This is a genomic window from Bacillus sp. D7-8 (assembly GCF_052055895.1).
GTDB lineage: Bacteria > Bacillota > Bacilli > Bacillales > Bacillaceae > Bacillus > Bacillus velezensis.
On record NZ_CP179922.1, the window covers coordinates 1,853,480 to 1,874,030 of the forward strand.

The window sequence follows — 20,551 nt, forward strand, 5'->3', positions numbered from 1 at the left end:
TGCACCCGATGCTGCAGAAACGGTACAGATTTCTTTAAAAGCAAAACGCGTTTTTTTGATGCCGTCATGGAATATGATGAGCGGGAAAACAGAATTCTTGATTACTTCGGCAAACCCCGCATCCTACTGTCTGAACTGCATTTAGAAGCGTCTTCAGACGGAGGGCTTGTTATTACATCCGGAAGGCAGTGGCTCCTGATAGGCGGAAAGAAAATCCCGCTTCCGGCATGGCTGTGCGGCAGTTCAACCGTTTATGAGGCTTATGATGAGGAAATGAATTGCTTCAGCATAAAGGTTCATGTGAAAAATCGGATACTCGGCACGCTTTTCTCTTACCGGGGGACTTTCCGGGAAACAGAGGGAGAAACATGCTGAAGCGTCATCTCATGGTATGCGTGATTTGCTTTTTGGGATTTGCGGCGGCTGAAGCTCCGCATATATCAACTGCTGAGACGTTTGTTTTATTTTCCGTACTTTTTTTCGTTCCCGCTGTATTCGATTTTGCTTTTCGGCCGTCAAACACCTTAGAGAATGTGTTATTACGGAGTTATCCTGTTGCCGCTTTATGTGCGGTGCTTGCGCTTGTCACAGACTTCAGTTTTTTTGCCGTTGTATGGCTCGTTTATACGCTTGGGCTGGCACTGTATGCTGTCCGGCGGCTGATGAAAACAAATATTCATAGAACAGAAGAGATGTCTGTTATGGCGGGTTTCATTTATTTGGCCGGGGGCGGATTCTGGTTCTTCGCATATGTCCTTGAGATTCCCGTCATGAATTTCGGCCCGCTTATCGTTCTGCTGACGGCGGTGCACTTTCACTATTCCGCTTTCCTCATTCCGATCTTTAACGGATTGCTCGGCAGGATCATACGGGAGAAACGGGTTCTTTACAGATGGAGCACGGTCATTATTTTGATTTCGCCGATCCTTATTGCCCTGGGGATTACATTTTCAAAGACACTTGATGTGATTGCTGTCGCTCTGTATCTGGCGGGTCTGTATGTAAATGCTTATCTCGTCTTTACGGCGCCGTTTGTTACGAAAACAGGCAGGATCTTGATCAGGAGTTCTTCGGCTGTGTTAATGATCACAATTGCTTTTTCTTTGATATATTCGTACGGTGTCTACCGCGAGGAGGCAACGCTCACGATCAGCCAGATGATTTGGATTCACGGGGCCGTCAATGCATTCGGCGTTATCCTGCCGGCTTTGGCGGGGTGGAGGTTGGAAAATCCGAGACCGTTTGATGAGGGCAGTGAAAGAACGTTCAGCCGTATTTACGGGAAGAGAACGATAGGCAAAGAATTTTTGACTGATATTCATGCAGCAAATGACACCCATTATACCGGCCTTCTGGATCAGATGAGAGAACTGCATTCTGAAGACTTTTCAACTGAAAAACTGGCGCCGGCCGTTAATTCCTTTTATGAAGAGACAATTGATTATGACATCATGGCAAAAGTGACGTGGAGCAGATGGTTTCGTCCGTTCGCGCGCGTGTACGAGCCGTTCAGCAGAAGAGCGGGGCAGATTCACCTGTCCATGAATCCGGATTGGTATATCATGCACAGTGATATTATAGGAGTTGACTCTGACAAAGACGGCAGAAAAAATGTCCGTGCGTGGATCAGAACAAATGAAAAGCAGGAAACCGTTTTTACTGCGCTGTATTCAGCGTACAGGGCAAAAGGGGAAGGATACATGAATATCTCTCTTCCGCTGCCGTACGGCCAAATGACGGGCATTTTAAAACCTTATGCGCGTAAGCAAAATCTTGTTTTGACAAGCAGACGGCGAAAAAGCGGAGCGGGTGATGAAGGGATTTATCTGCAGACGAAATGGGGGACGTGTCATCTTCCGCTGGCAGAGACATTTCTTATTTCAGCCCAGAGCGAAACCAGCCTGAAGGCCGTTCATCATATGTGGCTGTTCGGACTGAAATTTTTAACTGTGCATTATCGGATCACTCATGCTTCCGCAGGTAACCGAAGCAAATAACTAGCTGCAGCGCCGTCTGTTCATCAGGCGGCTTTTTCTCATCTACTTTATTTGCGAGCTATTTTGCGGCGGATGACACGAAAGGAGTCATGCGCTGGATCTCATTTATTCTCGTGTTAGCTCAGCTGTCAGGGATGAGCATGAGCGGTTATGTTGTCAGTGAATGGGGATGGCACGCGGCATTTTGGATCGGGAGCGGCCTCGGTCTTTGCCTGTCTTTCATGATTCGCGAAATGAAAATGACAGCAATGTTTGGCTTCACAATGGCGAGAAAGAAATCAGCTTGTTGTCTTTTCGTTTATGACTAAGCACGCACTGGCTCTGCTAGTGATAGGAACATTAGTTCGCAGGTGCGGAAACGGGTAACATTAAAGCTGTTTTACTTACTCGCAGCCGTTTTTATTTTTATCATTCCTTTTACCGTCAGCCCGATGGCGCTTTATCTGGTCCAGGTTTTAATAGGTTTTTCACTCGGGCATTATTTTTCCTTTGCTGCTTGGAATGTCGATTGAGTCTGTTCCGGAAGACATGAGAGCAACATCGATGGGGGTGTACCAGGCGCTTTGTGCACTCGGTATTTTCGGAGAACCTTTAGCCGAGGGATTTTTAATGATTGGCTGGGGCTCAGAGCCGGATTTTATTTTGCGGGGGTGCTCGGGCTGGCGGCTGTCATACTTGCTCATATGTGGGGAGCCGATGCGAAAAAATCGCCGGAAAAATGCAGGGAAGATGCGGCAAAGTATTACCAGACCTGATTTTATTTTTGTGTACGCTTTCAAAAAAGAAGAGATCTTATTCGGATAAAATTCATTCCAATATATGTATTTTCAGTGAAAGTAAGTATCCGATCTACAAAATATGACAAATTCCCTTTGTTCAAGATGGTAAAATCAGATTACCTGCTAAGTGAGAAAGCAGCAGGCAATAAATCATAAGGGGGCAATATTAATGTTAAAAAGTAAAATTAAAAAAATAGCCGGTGCGGCTGTAATTGCTGGAGCATTATTGGTTTCCGTGTCGCCAGCAAAAGCAGAAACTCTTCCGGGATTGATCTGGGTCATGGACAAATATACTGACGCTTTTAAATTCGACATGTTTATTAAAAACGGAAATGAAAAATGGGTTTATGTTTACACAAGATTATCCGATGGCAAAGTTGATGTGGAAGAAGTAAAGTGTGAAACAATTTATAAAGATCGATGCTATGTAAAGCAGTAAGAAATAAATACAAATCGTAAAACATCCTATTTTTTAATTCTGTCTCATCAACTAAGTATACTTAAGATAACGAGACAGGATTTTCATTGAAGATTTTACTTCCTAGAATATATATTATGTAAACTAGGAATGATGAAGAGAATATAAAAGTGGATCCATATTCTAAGAGCATCCCCTTTTTATAAGGTAATATTAAAAAACCTCTACGACCTTAATAAATTAAATTGGTCATAAAGGTTTTTCAGTTTGAGTATTTTAATCGGTTATGTCACTTGTTGCTGGTCTTCTTGATCAAGTCCACGCCATCGTATGCAAGACTTTCCACACTTGCAGCCTTCTGCAGTATGTAATGATCAAAAAAGTTCTTCGTATAGTCTGTAACAAGATTTCGCATCTCCATGGCATCCCGTTCGCCTCTAAGTTCCTCATTCACACTGGTAAACACGATGTCGCAGTAATCTAAATGCGCAGCACGATCAACAGAGAAATAATAGGTATCCATGCTATTGTTAGCGCCAATGATCGCATTCATGTTATAGTTCGGTTCAGAAAACAGCAGCAAAAAGGGTTTCTTAAGGTCGCTGCCCTGAAGGCCGAACGCACCGCTATCCAAGCCAATCCCGCAGGCGAACCGTTCGTCGTCCCGGCAAACAATCGCCGTCGTAGCCCCTCCATAAGAATGTCCGACTATGCCCATACCGATGTCAAGCAACAATCTGTCCTTAAAGATGGAATTCAGCTCTCCAGAGTCCAATTTGACAAGATAATCGGCTACATACCTTACATCTTCTGCCTGTAATTCACTATACTCTGTTAACTTGTCAAGTATCGGCAGTGTAAGCACGTTTTGGCACATCTCAATGGCAGTTTCATCGTCGGGCCGCATCTCCATCTTACCAGCCAAAGCCAGCATCTCCGGATCTTCAGAAAACGCCATAATGACACCCGAAAAATCCTTTGATACATTAAACAGGCGCCCATCTTTACGCTTATACATCGTGCTATTTTGATGGCCGATGCTTACTAGAACATATCCCATGCTTGCCAAGTCTGTACAGATCACTGTACCCCATTCTGGAGAACCGCCCCCGCCGCAAACATAGAATAACACCGGATAGCGTTTTTCCTTCCCGGAGAGAGCAAGGTCGTCGTAACATTGGGTCTTGATATCTATAGAGTAAGCATCTTTCAACGCAGAGAGAAGCGGCTGCTCATCAAGCATTTCGCAGACTTCAGGAAACATGTACGTTGATGTAGTCTTCCCTTCGCTGCTGTCGGACGGATAATACACAAACGCCGTCAGTTCTCTTTTTGTATGATCTGATGCCGTGTACTCAAAATCCATCTGGGTTCGGCCGACAGTATAGCCGCCAATTGGCTCCGGAAACGCGTCATACTTTTTCATTCTCTTGTTCCCCCTTACGTAATAAAAGTGGCGGATGTGAAATACACACATTGCGCTATAAACGCTTTTCAAAACTGTGAAACGATTACATCATATGTTCAGTGAATCATATCTACTCCTTGGCTTTCTTGAGATTGCTAACAACATTTGTACAGGCCCATATACTGTTTCAGAGTTTCATCCGCCACGTAAACCTCCTTGTATTGCTGTTTAAGATGACAAAAGCGGACATCGTTGCTAATGTCCGCCTAAAGCTTAACTAATTGGGTTCTGATCCCCAAATCAGTTTTCCTTGATGATGTAATGTGATTTTTTTCGTTGTTTTAAACGTATTTGATTGGAAAAAGGAATAATCGCCGCTTTGTGCATAATTGCTCCAGTCATCATTGTGAAGACGAAGCTGAATATTCCCTGTGCTTGCTCCCGGTGACAGCGTTCCTGTTTTAAACCCCAGTTCCAGATAGGTATCTGCACCTTGCTTAGGTTTATGCAGCGTCACAAACTTGTGGGTCAGATTGCCGCATCCCATCTGCGCGTAGTCACAGTCAAAGTTTTGGCCTTTGTTTTTCACGTTATACCAGTAACGGGCAGTAACATCTTTTAAATCAACCGTCGCATTGCCGTTATTTTTTATGTGAAGCTGCGGGCGGATTTGATTGCTGTTCACACGCCCATCCCCTGCTTTGTATTGTACAGAAACGCCTTTTTCCTGTGTGGGGTTATCTTGTGCTGGCGTTTCAGGGCCGTCCTTCGTTGAATCTTTAGTGCCGCGAATGTTTTCTCTTACGAATGTTCCTGAAGCAGTTAAATCTGTAAGCGGCCAGCCGCCTGTTTTAGATGCTCCGGGCTTTAAAGCCGAGGATGATTCCTGCTTATCAGAAAGATTCCAGTTCACCCAGCTGATGGTCTTGCTATCGAGATATTTCAGCCATTCCCGCGATTGGTCAAGGAATACACCGCCATTTCCAGACGCATCGCTTGTTCCCCATTCCGTCACGAAAATAGGCGCTCCTTTGCTGAGTGCGTAGTTTGCTTTATCCCGTAAAAATTGGCCGTGTGTGCCGGCATAAAAATGAAGCGCGTACATGACGTTTGCATCTTTTAGCTGATCATCTGCAGCATCATTCACATCCTGGCTCCATGTACCGGTTCCGACAATGATGATGTTGTCTGGATCATTTTTGCGGATAACGGAAATCACTTCTTCTGCATACGGTTTAATATCACGCTTCCAGTTCACGTCACCGTTTGGTTCATTTGCAATTTCATAAATGACGTTTGGCGTGTTTCCGTAAAGACTTGACATCTCCTTGAAAAATTCTTTTGCCTTCTCTTTATTTTGGTTTGGGTTGCCGTCATTTAAGATATGCCAGTCAATGATGACATATATCCCAAGTTCTTTTGCCGCTTCAACCGCTTCTTTTACTTTGTTTTTCACGGACGGGTTGTCAATATAACCGCCATCTGCCGTATACATCGCCGCGCGGAAAACGGTGATGCCCCAATCGTCTCTCAGCCACTTTAAGCTGTCTTTATTGACAAAATCGCCATACCATTGCAATCCATGTGAACTGATCCCTTTCAATTGTACCGCTTTGCCGTCTCGGTTTACGAGCTGTGTACCTTTTAGGGTAAGCTGACCATTCTTGGCTACTGGCGTTTTTGTCCCTGCTGCTGATCCCGGCGAAGGCAGCAAGCCGCCCATTGTCAATACCGCAATCAATAAACACGTAATAAAAATAGAAATTGACCGTTTCATATCTGATCTTTTCCTCCTTCGCATCATTTTGGCTCTTTCTTATGAGCTCGAACTCATTGTAAAAATCTTTCTCATGATTGTCTATCAACCTAATTTCTTGTTTTTGGGAGGTGTAAAAGCCTGTTAATTTGCTCTATCTCTATTGAATAAGACACACCTGACACATATAGAACAAAGAAAACCGGACTGAATCGGGACTATACACGTCATTTTTCAATCGAATCGAAAAATTAAATGTATTTCCAACGCAGTCAAGCTGAATGTGATGAGTCTCAATACGGCATTGAATCTTATGATTGCTGTAAGAAGACGAGCCCTTGCCCGTCCTGTTAATTTAAGGTTGATGTAAGGTTCGGATTAATACGGGTTAAGGTTGGAGTTGTACAATAAGATTGTACTTCAGTGAGGGATTCAGCCAGAAGAATTCCCCCTTCAATAAATCATAGAGGTGAAAAGGTTTGAGAGAAAATAAAATTTTGTCTTCATTATGTTACTTCAGTATATTTTTTGCGCCGTTTCTGTTTCCGATTATCGTCTATTTCTTAGGCCAGGACGATGTGAAATATCATGCGAAAAAATCTTTGTGGACGCATCTGATTCCTTATTTGATTTTTGGAATTGGCATCATCGCTTCAGGTTTACTTGGTATGAATGACATCAAGCACGCCGGGCCTTTCCTGCTTGCGACGTATGCTGTAACATTCCTTGTGGCGATCTATTTTTTCATTTGGAACATTGTCAAAGGAATCAAAGTGTTTTCGGAACAATAGGAAAAAACGGTTCTGTTATTAATCAACAGAACCGTTTTTTGTATAGCCATTATCATAATTGTATATCTATCGTTGTCCCTTCTCCCGCGGTGCTGTGAATGGTGATGTCCCCTCCGTGCTTTTGGATAATATCCTTTGCTATGGCCATTCCAAGACCAGAGCCTGCATGCGTCGTTTCTGTATTTGTGCCCCTGTAATAGCGATCAAACACTTTTTCCAGCTCCTCTTCTTCTATCCCTTTGCCGTTGTCCTTAATTGTCACATGAGTCCGTTCTTTTTGTTCAAGCTGTACAACGATCTTCACATCAGGATCATTGTGAACGAGGGCATTTAAAATGAGATTCGTGACCGCTCTCCTAATCAATATCGCATCAAGGTTCAGCATCAGCTTTTCCACGTTCGTTTGAAGCTCAATGGACTTATCCGCATATCTAGAATCGTTTAACATATCAATTAACGTTTCCCGCAGCAGCGATACAAGGTTTACCCGTTCTGTATGTAACATCACATCGTTGTTTTTCAGCCTTGTCGTTAAATTTAAATCTTCCATCACATCTTTCATATAGAGGGATTTACTCTCAATGATCTGGGCGTACTCTCTGATCTGTTCGGCTGTTAGATGGTAATTTGGATCTTGGATGATTTCTGCATAGCCTTGAATAGATGCTAATGGTGTTTTAATGTCATGAGAAATATGACTGATCCACTCTTCACGCATTTGCTCTAATTTATCTTTTTCTTTTTTGCTTGAAGATAGTTGTTCCGATAAATGATTGACATTATAGAAGACATCTTTATAAATGCCTTTGGATTTCATTTTGATCGTATAATCTCCATTAGCTAACCGCTGGATTCCTTGAATGACACGGCCGAGCGGTTTTGTGAGCTGCCGGCTGAATAGATAGCCAATGAGTAACGCGATCAATGCATCTATTGATAATAATATGATGGTTCCTGCATTGAACTTCGTCACAAATTCCTTGGTATCATATGAGAGGACATATTTTCCGAGAGAGGGATTTTTAAACCCTATAAAGTAACTGTACTCCTTGCCGTTTACTTTTTTTCCGCCGGCGTAAATGGTTGATAATAATCGTTCATCCTTATATTTATGTAAATTTACAATTTCAATAGGCGTATATTTTTTCTTCAGTCCTTTAGGTTCTCTATCATGATAAACATCCTGTCCGTTTTCATCTAATATTTGAATCCATGCATTCTGCTCTTTTAAAGCTTTTTGGCCCTCTTTGTTTACTGTGATACCATTGTTCGATAACGTGACATATTGTCGGAATGATCTTGTGAAAGTTTCCGGTGTACTTTCTTCGTCATGTTGGCTGTTCGCCTGGAAAACGAGCCAAAACATAAAAATAAATAAATTAATGAAAACTGTAATGATGGTCACGATAATGACAGAGACCATATATCTGCCTGTTAATCGCCAATTCATCCTTACGCATCCTTTACAACAAATTTGTAGCCTAACCCTTTCACAGTGACGAGAAAGTCTGGTTTTGATGGGGTGTTTTCTATTTTCTCACGGAGCCTGCGTATATGAACCATCACCGTGTTGTCAGAACCGAAGAAATCTTCTCCCCATACAGCTTGATAGAGTGTTTCTTTACTGATCACCCGATTGGGATGCTGCAGAAAATAGGTCATAAGCATAAGTTCTTTAGGTGTTAACTCAATAGCCGCTTCATTTTTGGTGAGCTCGGCTTGTTGTTGGTTTAACTCAAATGGCCCTTTTTTTATTATGGTTCCGGTTTGAGAAGGCTGTAAGTAAGAGACCCGTCTCAGCTGCGCTTTGACTCGATATGCAACTTCCTTAGGGCTGAAGGGTTTTGTAATGTAGTCGTCCCCGCCGATGGCAAGCCCTACAATTTTATCCGTTTCCTCCCCCTTTGCAGACAAAAAGATAATAGGAACGTGTGAAATGTCTCTTATTTGCTTGCAGATATCATAGCCTTCACCGTCTGGCAGCATGATATCCAATATCACCAGATCGGGATTTTCTTGATGAAATTGAGCCAATCCGTCACGGGCAGTCGAAGCGGTCACTACGCGATCAATGCCTTCTCTTATTAATACGGTTTTGATCAGTTCCAAAATTTCTTTTTCGTCGTCTATGATTAATACTTTGCTGTGAAGCCGTGACATATATTGATCACTCCTTGAAGTCATTGTCATTATTATACCCAATGTCTGTGTATCGTTAAAAAAATCAACACTTCTCTCCCACAGAAAATAAGCCAATTTTCTTTTTTGAGTAAGAAAATTGGCTTATTGCGATGCTGATGCCTTTAACGCTTTACAACAAATGTTGTCACGCTTTGAGCCGGCAGATGGGCCCAAAAATGATTGTCCGTTACTTTGAGATCCGTTCCAGGTTGAAGATTGCTGCTGCTGCTCGTGATCCATCTGGATACTTGCGAAGCAGTTCCATTCTGCAATACGAAGTTTTGGTTGACCCCTGTGTTATTTTTATTAATGGCAACAATCACGACCTTATTGTCTCCTTTATAGGCTGACACGTAAACATTCGGTTCAGGATTTTTCGTTGCATCAATCCTTACATAGCCAGGGCGCACAAATTTTGAGAAATGAGCCATATTGTATCCGCGTTTGCTGATCATCCCATCTTCTTTCATAGGGCCGTATGATCTGCGGATGTACCACCACACGTAAGCTTGAAAATCTCCCTCTACCATTGAATGATGAATATGCTCTGAAACACCTAAAGCCTCAGGCCAGCGATCCGCTGAATTGTTGTCACTATTCGGATAGTATACCTCCGTCATCCATAGCTCTTTCCCTCCTCCTTTTTGTTTGAAAAGAGGATAAGGAAACTGACTGACCTGAGTGCCGTACAGGTGGGTTCCGAGGATATCCATATTCCTAAGCGCCTGCGGATCGTTCAAAATGGGGTCCGATATATTTTTCAGGTATTGAAATGATTCCGGCGCAATCACACGAGCATTAATGGAACCGGCATTCTCTCTCATGAAACGCAGGATTTCTTGGGGCGTCCACCATGTCCATTCGTGAGCGTAATCAGGCTCGTTTTGCATAGAAATCGCATACAGATTCACACCATTACTTTTCATGAAATTAACGAAATCGTTAAGATGCTGCGCGTATGCGGCGTACTTATCGTATCTCAGCCGCTTAGCTGTTGTGTCACCATTATGATTGAAAGTCTCAACCATATCGTTTGGCGGATTCCAAGGGGAAGCAAAAACGATTGCTCCATGTTTGATCGCACTCTTTGCAGTCTCCACTTCCTTGTACCAATTATTTCTATTTTCATCTACATGAATTCTTAAGACCGAAAAACCTAACTGATTCTGTCCATTGCCAAAAGCGGTCTCCCGTTGAGCCGCAGTCAAGTCTCCAATCCAAGCCGGGTGGTTCATTCCTCCAAAACCGCGAATCACTTGTCTTTCTGCAGATATATTAACTGTTGCATCACTTGCTGCTGAAACTTCAGTAACTCCCGGTCCTAAGAGCATGACGGACAGCATTGTGAAACATACCAATAATACACAAATTGTTTTTTTTACGCTCGACATCATTTTTTCCTCTCCTTCATATGTCGTTTATGGACTTAGAAAACGTACCTTTGTCTCCCTTTGCTTATCTTTGTGTAAACTGCCAGTAATCAAAATTAAACAAGTTTCCTGTACCAGTTCCGGTAAATACAAAGAATACGTTGTGAACACCGGATGCGCCGCTTACCGCAGTTTCTATTTCTCTCCAAGATTGCGTTCCGCCTGTGGAAGGGACATTCAAGGTTCCGACAAGCTTACCGTTTGCACTGTCTAGCCGCACTTCTATTTTCCCGCCAAGAGCGGACGCTACATTTGCTTTAAACGTCCTGGCACCGCCTGAGCCGAAGTCTGCATTTCCAACAGCAATCCAGTCTCCGTTATGAATGTTTGTGACATGTTGATTATTGACCGGGCCGCCGGGTGCTGAGGATGCCTCTGTCAAAATCCGTCCGTTCCAGGCAAACGTTTCCGCTTCTACGCGGTGATATGGATTCAAATTGGATAGCTGTTTGACACCTGCAAAATTTGCCGCTACCTCTTGCAGGGAGCCATCTGGATTATGCACAAGCTTATTAATATGGGGAGAACGGTAACCTTTGCCGGCCCCGTAAAGAGCGGAGCTGACAGTTTGAGTATGATACACCACATACCACTCGTTTTTAAAATTGAAAACAGCATGATGATTGTTCCCGCCGCCTCCGAAAAATGCTCCCGGATTTTTCAGAAAGTGCCCTCTATACGAAAAAGAATCCATAGGACTTGAGCTGGTCATATAACCGATCTCACCTGGAGGTTTATCGGCCGGGTGCGCGCCCCCGAAATTGATACAATAGGAATAGTAATATTTTCCGTTATACTTATGCATTCCCGAATCTTCAAACATAAAAGGCGCATCAATCGTAGACGCATTTCCGGCAACACTGGTCATATCAGGACCTAATTTCATGACTCTTGCTGTTTTAGGATTGGCCCATTGCCCCTGTGCGGGATTTGAACCGCCCGGAACGCCTCCGCCGGCATATAGGTAACCGGTACCGTCATCATCTACGAATACTGCCGGATCAAAAAGCCATACAACACCGGACATTCCTGGCGTATTTGGCGTTACCAGCGCTTTTCCGATCGGATCTGTCCATGGGCCGGTCGGGCTGTCTGCGGTGAGAACCCCGATACCTCCGCCGCCGTTTGCGAAATAAAGGAAAAATTTATCCTTACCATTGATCTTTTTCACCGCGGCTGACGGGGCCCATGATGCTCCTGCCCATTTGGCAATCCCCCGGCCGCCATTCAGCCCATTGGCACCCGCTGCGGGAATCGTTCCGTGATCTGTCCAGTTCACCATATTCGCTGAAGATATGACGGATATTTTATTCAAATTGGCAAATGAATTATCCTTAATCGTGCCGTCGCTATTATATTCATAGTCATCGCTTGACATATAGATGTAGACTCTTCCATTATAGGTCAGCGCAAACGGATCTGCGCCCAAATGATGGTCGATAAGCGGATTTGAATTCCCAACATGTTTTGCAATTGGAGTGCTGGCAGCATACGCAGACTTCCCAGTGAAGCAACTCAATAATAAAGCAAGGACCCATAGGCATACCCAACATTTTTTACACATAACTTAACGCTCCTCCTTTTTTTAAAAATTTAGGCAACTTTTACCATTTGGGAACAAATTGCAGTACCGGCAGTAAAAAGCAGACTCCGCAGTTAAGCAACTCAATAATAGAGCTAGTACCCATAAACATACGCTACACTTTTTTCTAATAACTTGACATCCTCCTTTTTCCTTAAAATGTATGATGATTTTTTTACCATTTGATGACAACTGGTCATGGAGAACGGCTCTGGAGTAAACCTTGCGAACACAGGAGTATGACTCTCGCCTTTTTAATAAAAACGCCGCTGAGTGCCAGGCCAGCGGCGTTTTACACTTGATCATTTACATTTTGTCAAACTTTGCGTCCCCCGCAAACGATCCCATTGACAGTTGTTCTTCAAGAACAAGTCCGTGATGATGCCGTTCTTCAATCCTTTTGATAATAGATCGAATTGTATCCGTATTTTCTTCAATATTGTGAGGGTCAAAGATCGTCACATGGTCTCCTTTTAATTTGTACTCAAGGTAATGCTGTGCGGTTGATTGCTTCCATCCTCTATCGGTCAACTCGCCGCATAGAAAATGATGAATGTTGGCGTTCACCGCGCCGGAATTGATCAGTTTATTGTGATATGTGAGATAGCTTCTGATTTTATCCTTAATGGAAGGAATGGTTAATAATTCTCTATAATAATCCGGAATGATATCCAGATTCCGATGAATGATCTCTTCGGTTTCCTCTTCCGAAAAATAATTCACCGAAACGGCTCTTTTAGAATCAAGCATCATAATGTCCGATACGATGCGTCCGCGCTTCTCCAAGGCTTTGGCAACCTCAAAAGCCAAATTCGACCCCGAGGAGTAACCAAGTAAAACAAAGGGCCCTTGTTCCTGAATGCCTATCATGCTTTCTGCATACCGGTCAACGATCTCTTTTTCGTAAGACGGCTCTTCTAGGAAATCAGCGGCATAGACGGTGCAGCGGCCGTCAAGTCTTTTCGCCATTTCATTATAGACCAGCCCGTATCCGATTAAAGGCGGGAAACAGAACACAGGGATTGAACCGTTCTGATTCATCTTGACGAATACGTTATCCGTCTTGGACTCGAAAACTGCCGCTTGAATGGCGCGTGCCATTGTTTCGATGGTAGGAAAATCGTATACGGCTTGATAATGCATTTTGATTCCCATACGGTCGTTGATTTGATGAATAACTTGCAATACTTTGAGCGAATGGCCGCCAACGTCAAAGAAGTTATCTTTAATTCCCGGGTCGCTGAGAGCTAAAATGTTCTTCCATATCTCGGCCAGCTGCTTTTCAATTAACGTTCCGGGCGCTTCGTATTCGGTTCCGGTGAGCCTATTTCCCTCAGGGGCCGGCAAAGCTTTTCGATCGATTTTTCCATTTGCGGTTATCGGCATCTTCTCCATTTGTACAAAGTAAGCCGGTATCATATAAGCGGGCAGTTTGTTCAGTAAATGATGCTTCAGCTGCGCCGTATTTAATGAATCGTCTCCTGACAAGTAGGCGCACAGCTGCTTTGAGCCCTCTTCTTCAATTGCGATGACGACCGCTTCTTTGACAGATTCCAGTTGCAATAAAGCCGCTTCGACCTCGCCAATTTCAATCCGGTAGCCCCGTATTTTCACCTGATGATCAATTCTTCCCAAATACTCGATATTGCCGTCCGGCAGCCACCGGGCGACATCTCCCGTTTTGTACATTTTTTCGCCTGCGGCAAACGGGTGTTCAACAAATTTCTCGCCCGTTAATTCAGGTCGGTTCAAATATCCTCTGGCCAGTCCCTCTCCTGCCACATAGAGCTCGCCCGGTATGCCCATTACCTGAATGCGCTGATATTCGTCCAAAATATACGCTTGCAGAGTAGGAATAGGTTGTCCGATGTTGCTTCTGCCTTCGTCGATTTCCCGTTCCGTGATTTCTTTATATGTGACATGAACGGTGGTTTCGGTGATGCCGTACATATTGATTAATTGGGTTAAAGGATATTTAAGCTTCCAGTCTTTCAAGAAGGATGGATTTAACGCCTCTCCGCCAAATATGATCTTTCGGATGTTTAAATTGGATTCGGGATCTGCTCTCTCCTCCTGCATCAGTTGATAGAAATAACTCGGCGTTTGATTTAAAATAGTCACAGCTTCCGATTTTAACAATTGCAAATACCTTTCCGGGTTTTTTGCTATTTGTTTCGGAATAATCACTAATTTGCCCCCATACAGCAACGCTCCGTACATTTCCCATACTGAAAAATCAAAGCAGAAGGAATGAAACAAAGTCCATGTGTCCGATGCATTAAAATCAAAAACATTTTTGTTGTTAAATAACAGACGAACCACGTTTTTATGTTCAATGAGCGTGCCTTTCGGATTCCCCGTTGTTCCTGATGTATAAATAACGTAGGCTAATTGATTTGGCATCACGTTCAGTTTGAGATTAGATGCTTCGGCGCCGTATGATGACGGATCGTCAAGGAAGACAGTATGACTTTGATAATCGGTACCTTCCAGAAGATGATGCTGCAATAATAAGATAGAGACGTTAGAATCCTCAAGCATATAATGGATGCGTTCTTTCGGGTAATCCGGATCGATCGGTACGTAAACGCCCCCAGCTTTCAAAATAGCAAGGATGCCTATCACCATCTCCGGTGAACGTTCCGCCATAATGCCGACAAGCTCCTCGGCCTGAAGTCCTTTGGCAACCAAGGTTCGGGCCAGCTGATTGGCGCGTTCATTTACTATCCGATACGTCATCTTCTTATCTTCAAAAACAATCGCTGCTTGCTCCGGCGTTCGCTCCGCTTGTTCTTCAAACAATTGATGAATCGTCTTTTCCTTCGGATACTCAGCCGCCGTATCGTTGAACTTATCTATCAGGAGCGATCGCTCATCCGCTGTTACGATATCGAGGTCTTGAACGCGAATTTCCTGATCGTCCGCCATTTGCTTCATAATTTGCATGAAATGCGTCTGCATCCGTTCGACACTTGCTTGGTCATAAACATCTCGATTGTATACAAAACGAATGTCAATTTCTCCATCCGGCATCACTATAAAAGTAAAATCGTAATGAGTATGTTCTTCCATATGAAAATCGAGAATGTCTAATGCGTTGTCATCCTGCTTCATATGTTCTATTTGTTTTTCAACCGGGTAATTCTCAAATACCATAATATGATTGATCAACTGCTGCTTTTGCTCAGTTTGAGCCTGAATGTCATACAACGGAAATGTATCATATTTTTGAGAAGCCAGTGCCCGCTCCTGGTTCATTTTCAATACTTGTGCAGCTGTCATTTCAGGCTGCGTATGAATACGTACGGGAATGGTATTGATAAATAAACCGACCATGGTTTCAATTCCCGGAATTTCTGCCGGTCTGCCGGATACGACAGTGCCGAAGACGACATCCTGACTCCCGTTGTATCTTTGCAGCAATAAGCCCCATGCGGTTTGTATCCATGTATTGACGGTGACTTGCTGGCGGCTTGCGGCCCGTTTTATTTCGTCTGTGAGCCGCTTTCCTAAACGAAACTCATGCTCACCTTTTTCGTATCCTTTCGCCCGGTCGGAAGATTGTTCTTGTAACAAAACAGTCTGCCCTTCATAACCTTCTAAATAGTTACGCCAATAGGCTGACGCCTGCTTGTGATCTTGTTGATCCAGCCATTCGATATATCGGCTGTATGGGGTGACGGCTCCCCGCTTCGGCTGTCTTTGCTCAAGTATCGCATAATAGGTTTCAAACACTTCTTTCGTAACAAGAGGCAAACACCAGCCATCCATTAAAATATGATGAAAGCTCCAAATCAATCGCGCTTGGTCTTCTTCTGTCCGCAGGATCGATACGCGCATTAAAGCATCCCGGGTGAGATTGAATCCCCGCGCCTTATCTCTTCTTGCAAAATCGGCAATAAACTCGCTGCGCTGATGACTGTTCATGCTGCGAATATCTTCAACGGCCGTTTCAATCGGCTTTTGCCGGAATACAATCTGCAAAGGCTGATCTTTCCATTCTGTATAAAAAAGAGTCCGAAGAATGTCATATTTTTCGGCCAGATGCGCCAAACTCATCTTGAATGCATCGATATCCAAGAAACCTTTCAGATCAAAAGCGGCTTGTTCAAAGTAAGCTTCGGAGGCCGAATCGATCAAGCTGTGGAACAACATTCCTTTCTGCATCGGGGTTAATGGGTATATATTTTCAATGTCACCGAGATGACTCGTTTGCTGCACAAATTGATCCAGTTCACCGATCGTTATACCTTTTAACGAAATATCGCTTGGCGTCAGGTGAATTTGATCTTGAGCATCACAATGTGCGATGACTTGCTGCAGGCTGCTTTTTAAGAGATCGGCACAGGCTTCCATTGTTTCTCTTTGATATTGTTTACCGCAATAGCTGATGGCCAGCGACAATCGGCCGTCTGAAATCATGCCGTTGATATCAAGTGTATAGGTCAAGGGACGATTGTCACTGGCTGTTTTCCCGCTTGAGTAAGGGGATACCTCCATCTTGCCGTTCCGGACATCTTGATCAAATTGACCCAAATAATTGAAACGTATTTCCGGATGTCCGGTCCATTCATGTGCCTTCGGGTGATCGGACAAATATTTGATCAGGCCGTAACCTATTCCTTTTTGGGGGATCTGACGCAAATTTTCTTTCACTGTTTTAATCCGCTGCGGGATATCCTGATCAGCCTTGATTTGAAGCGAAACCGGATATAGGCTTGTGAACCATCCCACCGTACGCGAAATATCGAGATCCGGAATGATAGACTCTCTGCCGTGTCCTTCAAGATCAATGAGAATGTCTTCATATCCGGTCCAACGATGAATAGCAGTTCCCAGACCGGTCAGTAATAAATCGTTCATATCGGTCGAATAAGCCCGGTGAGCGTTTTTTAATAAACGTTCGGTTTCCTCAACGGTCCATTGAACGATGACCGTTTCCCGGTCTTTGGCCAGACCGGTCTCCTGTTCATTGTCCTTTGGCAATGTAAGTTGCGGATTATGTTTCTGTCTGAACCAGTATTGATTTTCCGCTTCGAATTCCTGACTTTCTGCATAACGATTCAACTGTTCAGCCCATAACAGGTAAGAGTCCGTTTTCTTCGGAAGCCGGATCGCTTCGCCGTTTTGAAGCTGCTCATAAGCTGCCGCTATATCCTCAAGTAAAATCCTCCACGATACGCCGTCGATGACCAGATGATGAACCGCAATCAGCAAATGATCTCCCTCTTGACACCGGAACAATCCCAGTTTCATGAGCGGTCCTTCGGGTAAATGAATGGATTGCTGAATCTCATTAGAAATGGTTTCTATCGTCTGGGACACATTTTTTTCTTCGCGTAATGAGATCACTTCAAGGCTGAACAGATCACCTTCATCGATCCCGCGATTTCGGGCTTCATATCCATCTTCTGTCGGAACATAGACCATGCGCAAAGCATCGTGATGCTCTGTGATCTTCTTCATGACGTCCCGAAGCTTTGATTCATCCAGTTCCTCTTTCCAATAAAGCATAACCGCTTGATTGTAATGGTGTAATTCCGGGTATTTCTGGTCAAAAAACCAATGCTGTATCGGGGTCAGCAGCGCCCGGCCTTTGATTTCTCCTTGTTCTGCGATTCGGGTTACCGGCTCTACGTATGGAACAAGCTCGGAGATCGTTGGGTATTTAAACAAGTGTTTGATTTCAAACTTATACCCGGCTTGGTATAATCTTGAGGACACTTGAATCGACTTAATGGAATCGCCCCCCAATTCGAAGAAATGATCTGAGATTCCGACCCGTTCTAAGCCTAAGACCGCCTCCCACACCGCGGCCAGTATTTTTTCCAGTTCTGTTCGAGGAGCTTCATAGTTCATGCCTGTAAGATTCTCTCTTGGAGAAGGAAGGGATTTACGGTCTATTTTCCCGTTGAAAGTAAGCGGCATCTCTTCCAGCTGAACGAAATACGCAGGTATCATATAGGATGGAAGCTGGCGGGACAGCTCTTCACGGAGCTCGCCTGCAGTTAAAGCATGTTGTGCGGTATAATAGGCGCACAAGGATGTTTCCCCATCGATTTCCCGGGCGATAATGATGGCTTCTTTGATCGCCGGCAGCTGAAAAAAAGCGCCTTCGACTTCGCCGATTTCAATGCGGTAACCGCGGATTTTCACCTGGTGATCAATCCGGCCCAAATACTCGATATTGCCGTCCGGCAGCCATCTTGCCAAGTCTCCCGTCCGGTATATCCGTTCTCCTGATGCAATCGGATGGTTTACAAACTTCTCGGCCGTCAGTTCGGGACGATTCAAGTAGCCCCTTGCAAGCCCATCGCCCGCTATGCACAGTTCTCCCGCCACACCGATCGGCTGCATATGTTCCAAATCAGCATGTAATATATACAATTGAATGTTGGAAATCGGTTTGCCTATCGGAATCGATGCATACGTTTCTTCCGTCTGGCAATCAAAGTATGATACATCAATTGTTGCCTCAGTCGGTCCGTACAAGTTGATGATTTGAGCCTGGCTCACCGACGTTATGATGCGTTTGAAGCCTGCGACATGTACAGGCTTCAAAGCCTCACCGCTTGCAAACACATGTCTTAATGACGCTAATTTTTGTTTCAACATCCCGCTTGGCTTCTGATCCATGGATTCCAGGAAGGCATGCAGCATCGCCGGTACAAAATGCATTGTGCTGACACCTTTTTGTGCAATTGTATCTAAAATCAGCTCGGGATTCTTTTCTCCTCCGTTTGGCAACAGAACCAATCTGGAACCTGATATCGTCCACCAGAACAGTTCCCACACTGATACATCAAAGGTGATCGCAGTTTTTTGCAGAATCGCATCCCGCTCATCGAGAGGGTATTTTTCCTGCATCCACACCAGCCGATTGATGACCGACCGGTGCTCAACCATAACCCCTTTCGGCTTGCCCGTTGAACCCGATGTATAAATAACATAGGCCAGATGATCCGGGCCAGCAGCCGGCTCTACATTCGACCCGTCTTCACAAAAGTTTTGCGGATCTTTCATATCCAGCACTTTTCCCGTAAAAGGTACTCTCTCTTGCGATTGATTCTGCACGAGCAACAACTTCGTATCCGAATCCTCCAATATGTATCGAACCCGTTCCTCGGGATAGCCCGGGTCAATCGGTACATACGCCCCGCCGGCTTTCAAGATCCCGAAGATCCCTACAATCATATCCAGGGAGCGTTCGGCCATAATCCCGACCGGCTGATCCGGCTGCACGCCTTCAGATTGCAGTGTCCGAGCGAGTTGATTCGCCCTTTCATTCAATTCCCGGTACGTCAGACGGCTATCCTCGTAGACAACAGCCGTTTGATCAGGGGTACGTTCCGCTTGTTCCTCCAAAAATTGATGAATCGTTTTTTCTCTTGGATACTCTGCAGCCGTTTGATTATAGGCGATGAGTTGATTTGTCTCTGAGTCTGACAGAATATTAAGCTGGCGGATCATAAGGTCGGGTTGGAATAACAAAATCGAAAAAATCCGGTTTACATGTTCGATCACTTGCATCATATACTGACGATCATAAGCTTGTTCATTATAAGTTAACTTTAAATGAATCGAATCATTTTCTATGGAAAACTGAAATAATGTATCAGCAGCAGCCGTTTCTATAAAACGAATGGGGTGCAGCTGATCTAGTGATACGATCGTATGGATCATTGGCAAATGATTTGAATCGTAGTTCAGATTTAATGGACCGGCCATTTTATCGAAAGGAACGTGCTGATGTAAGATGGCTCCGTTCAGCTTGTGTTTGAATTCATTAAATATGGATTTAAATGTGCTGTCCGCATTTATGTTTTGTTTGATTAACATGACTTGATCTAAACGAAGGTCTTCATCGGTTTCGTCTTCAAAGGTCGGAACACCTACAACAACGCCCTCTTCCCCCGTATATTTGTACAAAAGACACTCGATTCCGACCAGGAGAACCATATAAACGGCCATTGGCGATTTATTCGTCATCTTCATGATGCGCAGGGATACATCGGAACTCAATGAACTGTGAATACGGTTGGGTGCACTCGACGCATCGTGCTCTATTGTTGAGTCCGACATTTGAAACGAAGGGATTGCACTGGGACGATCTTCCGCATCGAACATGCTGCTCCAGAACAACTCCTGTTGCTTAAATTCTGACATTAATATCCCTCCAAGTAAGTTTTAGCCGGCTGACCGCTGTCCC

At 44.2% G+C, this 20,551-nt stretch carries 11 protein-coding genes and 1 pseudogene; 5 read left to right on the forward strand and 7 right to left on the reverse strand.

Annotation, left to right across the window (positions count from 1 at the left end):
• Positions 1 to 18 precede the first annotated feature (18 nt).
• The 4 genes and pseudogenes from ACKTRM_RS09160 to ACKTRM_RS09175 form a co-directional block, all read left to right on the forward strand.
• Positions 19 to 375: pseudogene (locus tag ACKTRM_RS09160) on the forward strand (DUF4166 domain-containing protein); the annotation flags it as partial.
• Positions 369 to 1,997 carry a YndJ family protein gene (locus ACKTRM_RS09165; RefSeq protein ID WP_023356929.1) on the forward strand — a complete coding sequence of 543 codons (1,629 nt, stop codon included), beginning with the start codon at positions 369 to 371 and terminating at the stop codon, positions 1,995 to 1,997. The pseudogene ACKTRM_RS09160 and the gene ACKTRM_RS09165, both read left to right, overlap by 7 nt.
• A gap of 89 nt (positions 1,998 to 2,086) precedes the next feature.
• Positions 2,087 to 2,305, forward strand: coding sequence for a hypothetical protein (locus tag ACKTRM_RS09170; protein ID WP_012117666.1), 219 nt, complete (start codon positions 2,087 to 2,089; stop codon positions 2,303 to 2,305).
• Positions 2,306 to 2,945: 640 nt separating this feature from the next.
• Positions 2,946 to 3,215 carry a hypothetical protein gene (locus ACKTRM_RS09175; RefSeq protein ID WP_014418037.1) on the forward strand — a complete coding sequence of 90 codons (270 nt, stop codon included), beginning with the start codon at positions 2,946 to 2,948 and terminating at the stop codon, positions 3,213 to 3,215.
• A gap of 268 nt (positions 3,216 to 3,483) precedes the next feature.
• Here ACKTRM_RS09175 and ACKTRM_RS09180 read toward each other — a convergent pair whose 3' ends face one another.
• Complete coding sequence (locus ACKTRM_RS09180; protein ID WP_023356933.1) at positions 3,484 to 4,620, reverse strand: alpha/beta hydrolase; 1,137 nt, start codon at positions 4,618 to 4,620, stop codon at positions 3,484 to 3,486.
• 259 nt (positions 4,621 to 4,879) lie between these two features.
• On the reverse strand, positions 4,880 to 6,379 hold the full coding sequence (locus ACKTRM_RS09185) for a cellulase family glycosylhydrolase (RefSeq protein WP_012117671.1): 1,500 nt from the start codon (positions 6,377 to 6,379) through the stop codon (positions 4,880 to 4,882).
• Positions 6,380 to 6,837: 458 nt separating this feature from the next.
• On the opposite strand from ACKTRM_RS09185, the gene ACKTRM_RS09190 reads away from it, so the two are divergent.
• Positions 6,838 to 7,149, forward strand: coding sequence for a DUF4870 domain-containing protein (locus tag ACKTRM_RS09190; RefSeq protein ID WP_012117672.1), 312 nt, complete (start codon positions 6,838 to 6,840; stop codon positions 7,147 to 7,149).
• 52 nt (positions 7,150 to 7,201) lie between these two features.
• Here ACKTRM_RS09190 and ACKTRM_RS09195 read toward each other — a convergent pair whose 3' ends face one another.
• The 5 genes from ACKTRM_RS09195 to bamC form a co-directional block, all read right to left on the reverse strand.
• Complete coding sequence (locus tag ACKTRM_RS09195) at positions 7,202 to 8,599, reverse strand: sensor histidine kinase (protein ID WP_012117673.1); 1,398 nt, start codon at positions 8,597 to 8,599, stop codon at positions 7,202 to 7,204.
• 2 nt (positions 8,600 to 8,601) lie between these two features.
• The gene (locus tag ACKTRM_RS09200) at positions 8,602 to 9,309 is read right to left on the reverse strand and encodes a response regulator transcription factor (RefSeq protein ID WP_023356935.1); all 708 of its coding nucleotides are present in this window, start codon (positions 9,307 to 9,309) and stop codon (positions 8,602 to 8,604) included.
• Positions 9,310 to 9,452: 143 nt separating this feature from the next.
• Positions 9,453 to 10,724, reverse strand: a complete 1,272-nt coding sequence (locus tag ACKTRM_RS09205) for a glycoside hydrolase family 30 beta sandwich domain-containing protein (RefSeq protein ID WP_012117675.1) — start codon at positions 10,722 to 10,724, stop codon at positions 9,453 to 9,455.
• Positions 10,725 to 10,785: 61 nt separating this feature from the next.
• Complete coding sequence (locus ACKTRM_RS09210) at positions 10,786 to 12,324, reverse strand: glycoside hydrolase family 43 protein (protein WP_012117676.1); 1,539 nt, start codon at positions 12,322 to 12,324, stop codon at positions 10,786 to 10,788.
• 324 nt (positions 12,325 to 12,648) lie between these two features.
• On the reverse strand, positions 12,649 to 20,508 hold the full coding sequence (gene bamC, locus ACKTRM_RS09215; RefSeq protein WP_012117677.1) for a bacillomycin D non-ribosomal peptide synthetase BamC: 7,860 nt from the start codon (positions 20,506 to 20,508) through the stop codon (positions 12,649 to 12,651).
• Positions 20,509 to 20,551 lie beyond the last annotated feature (43 nt).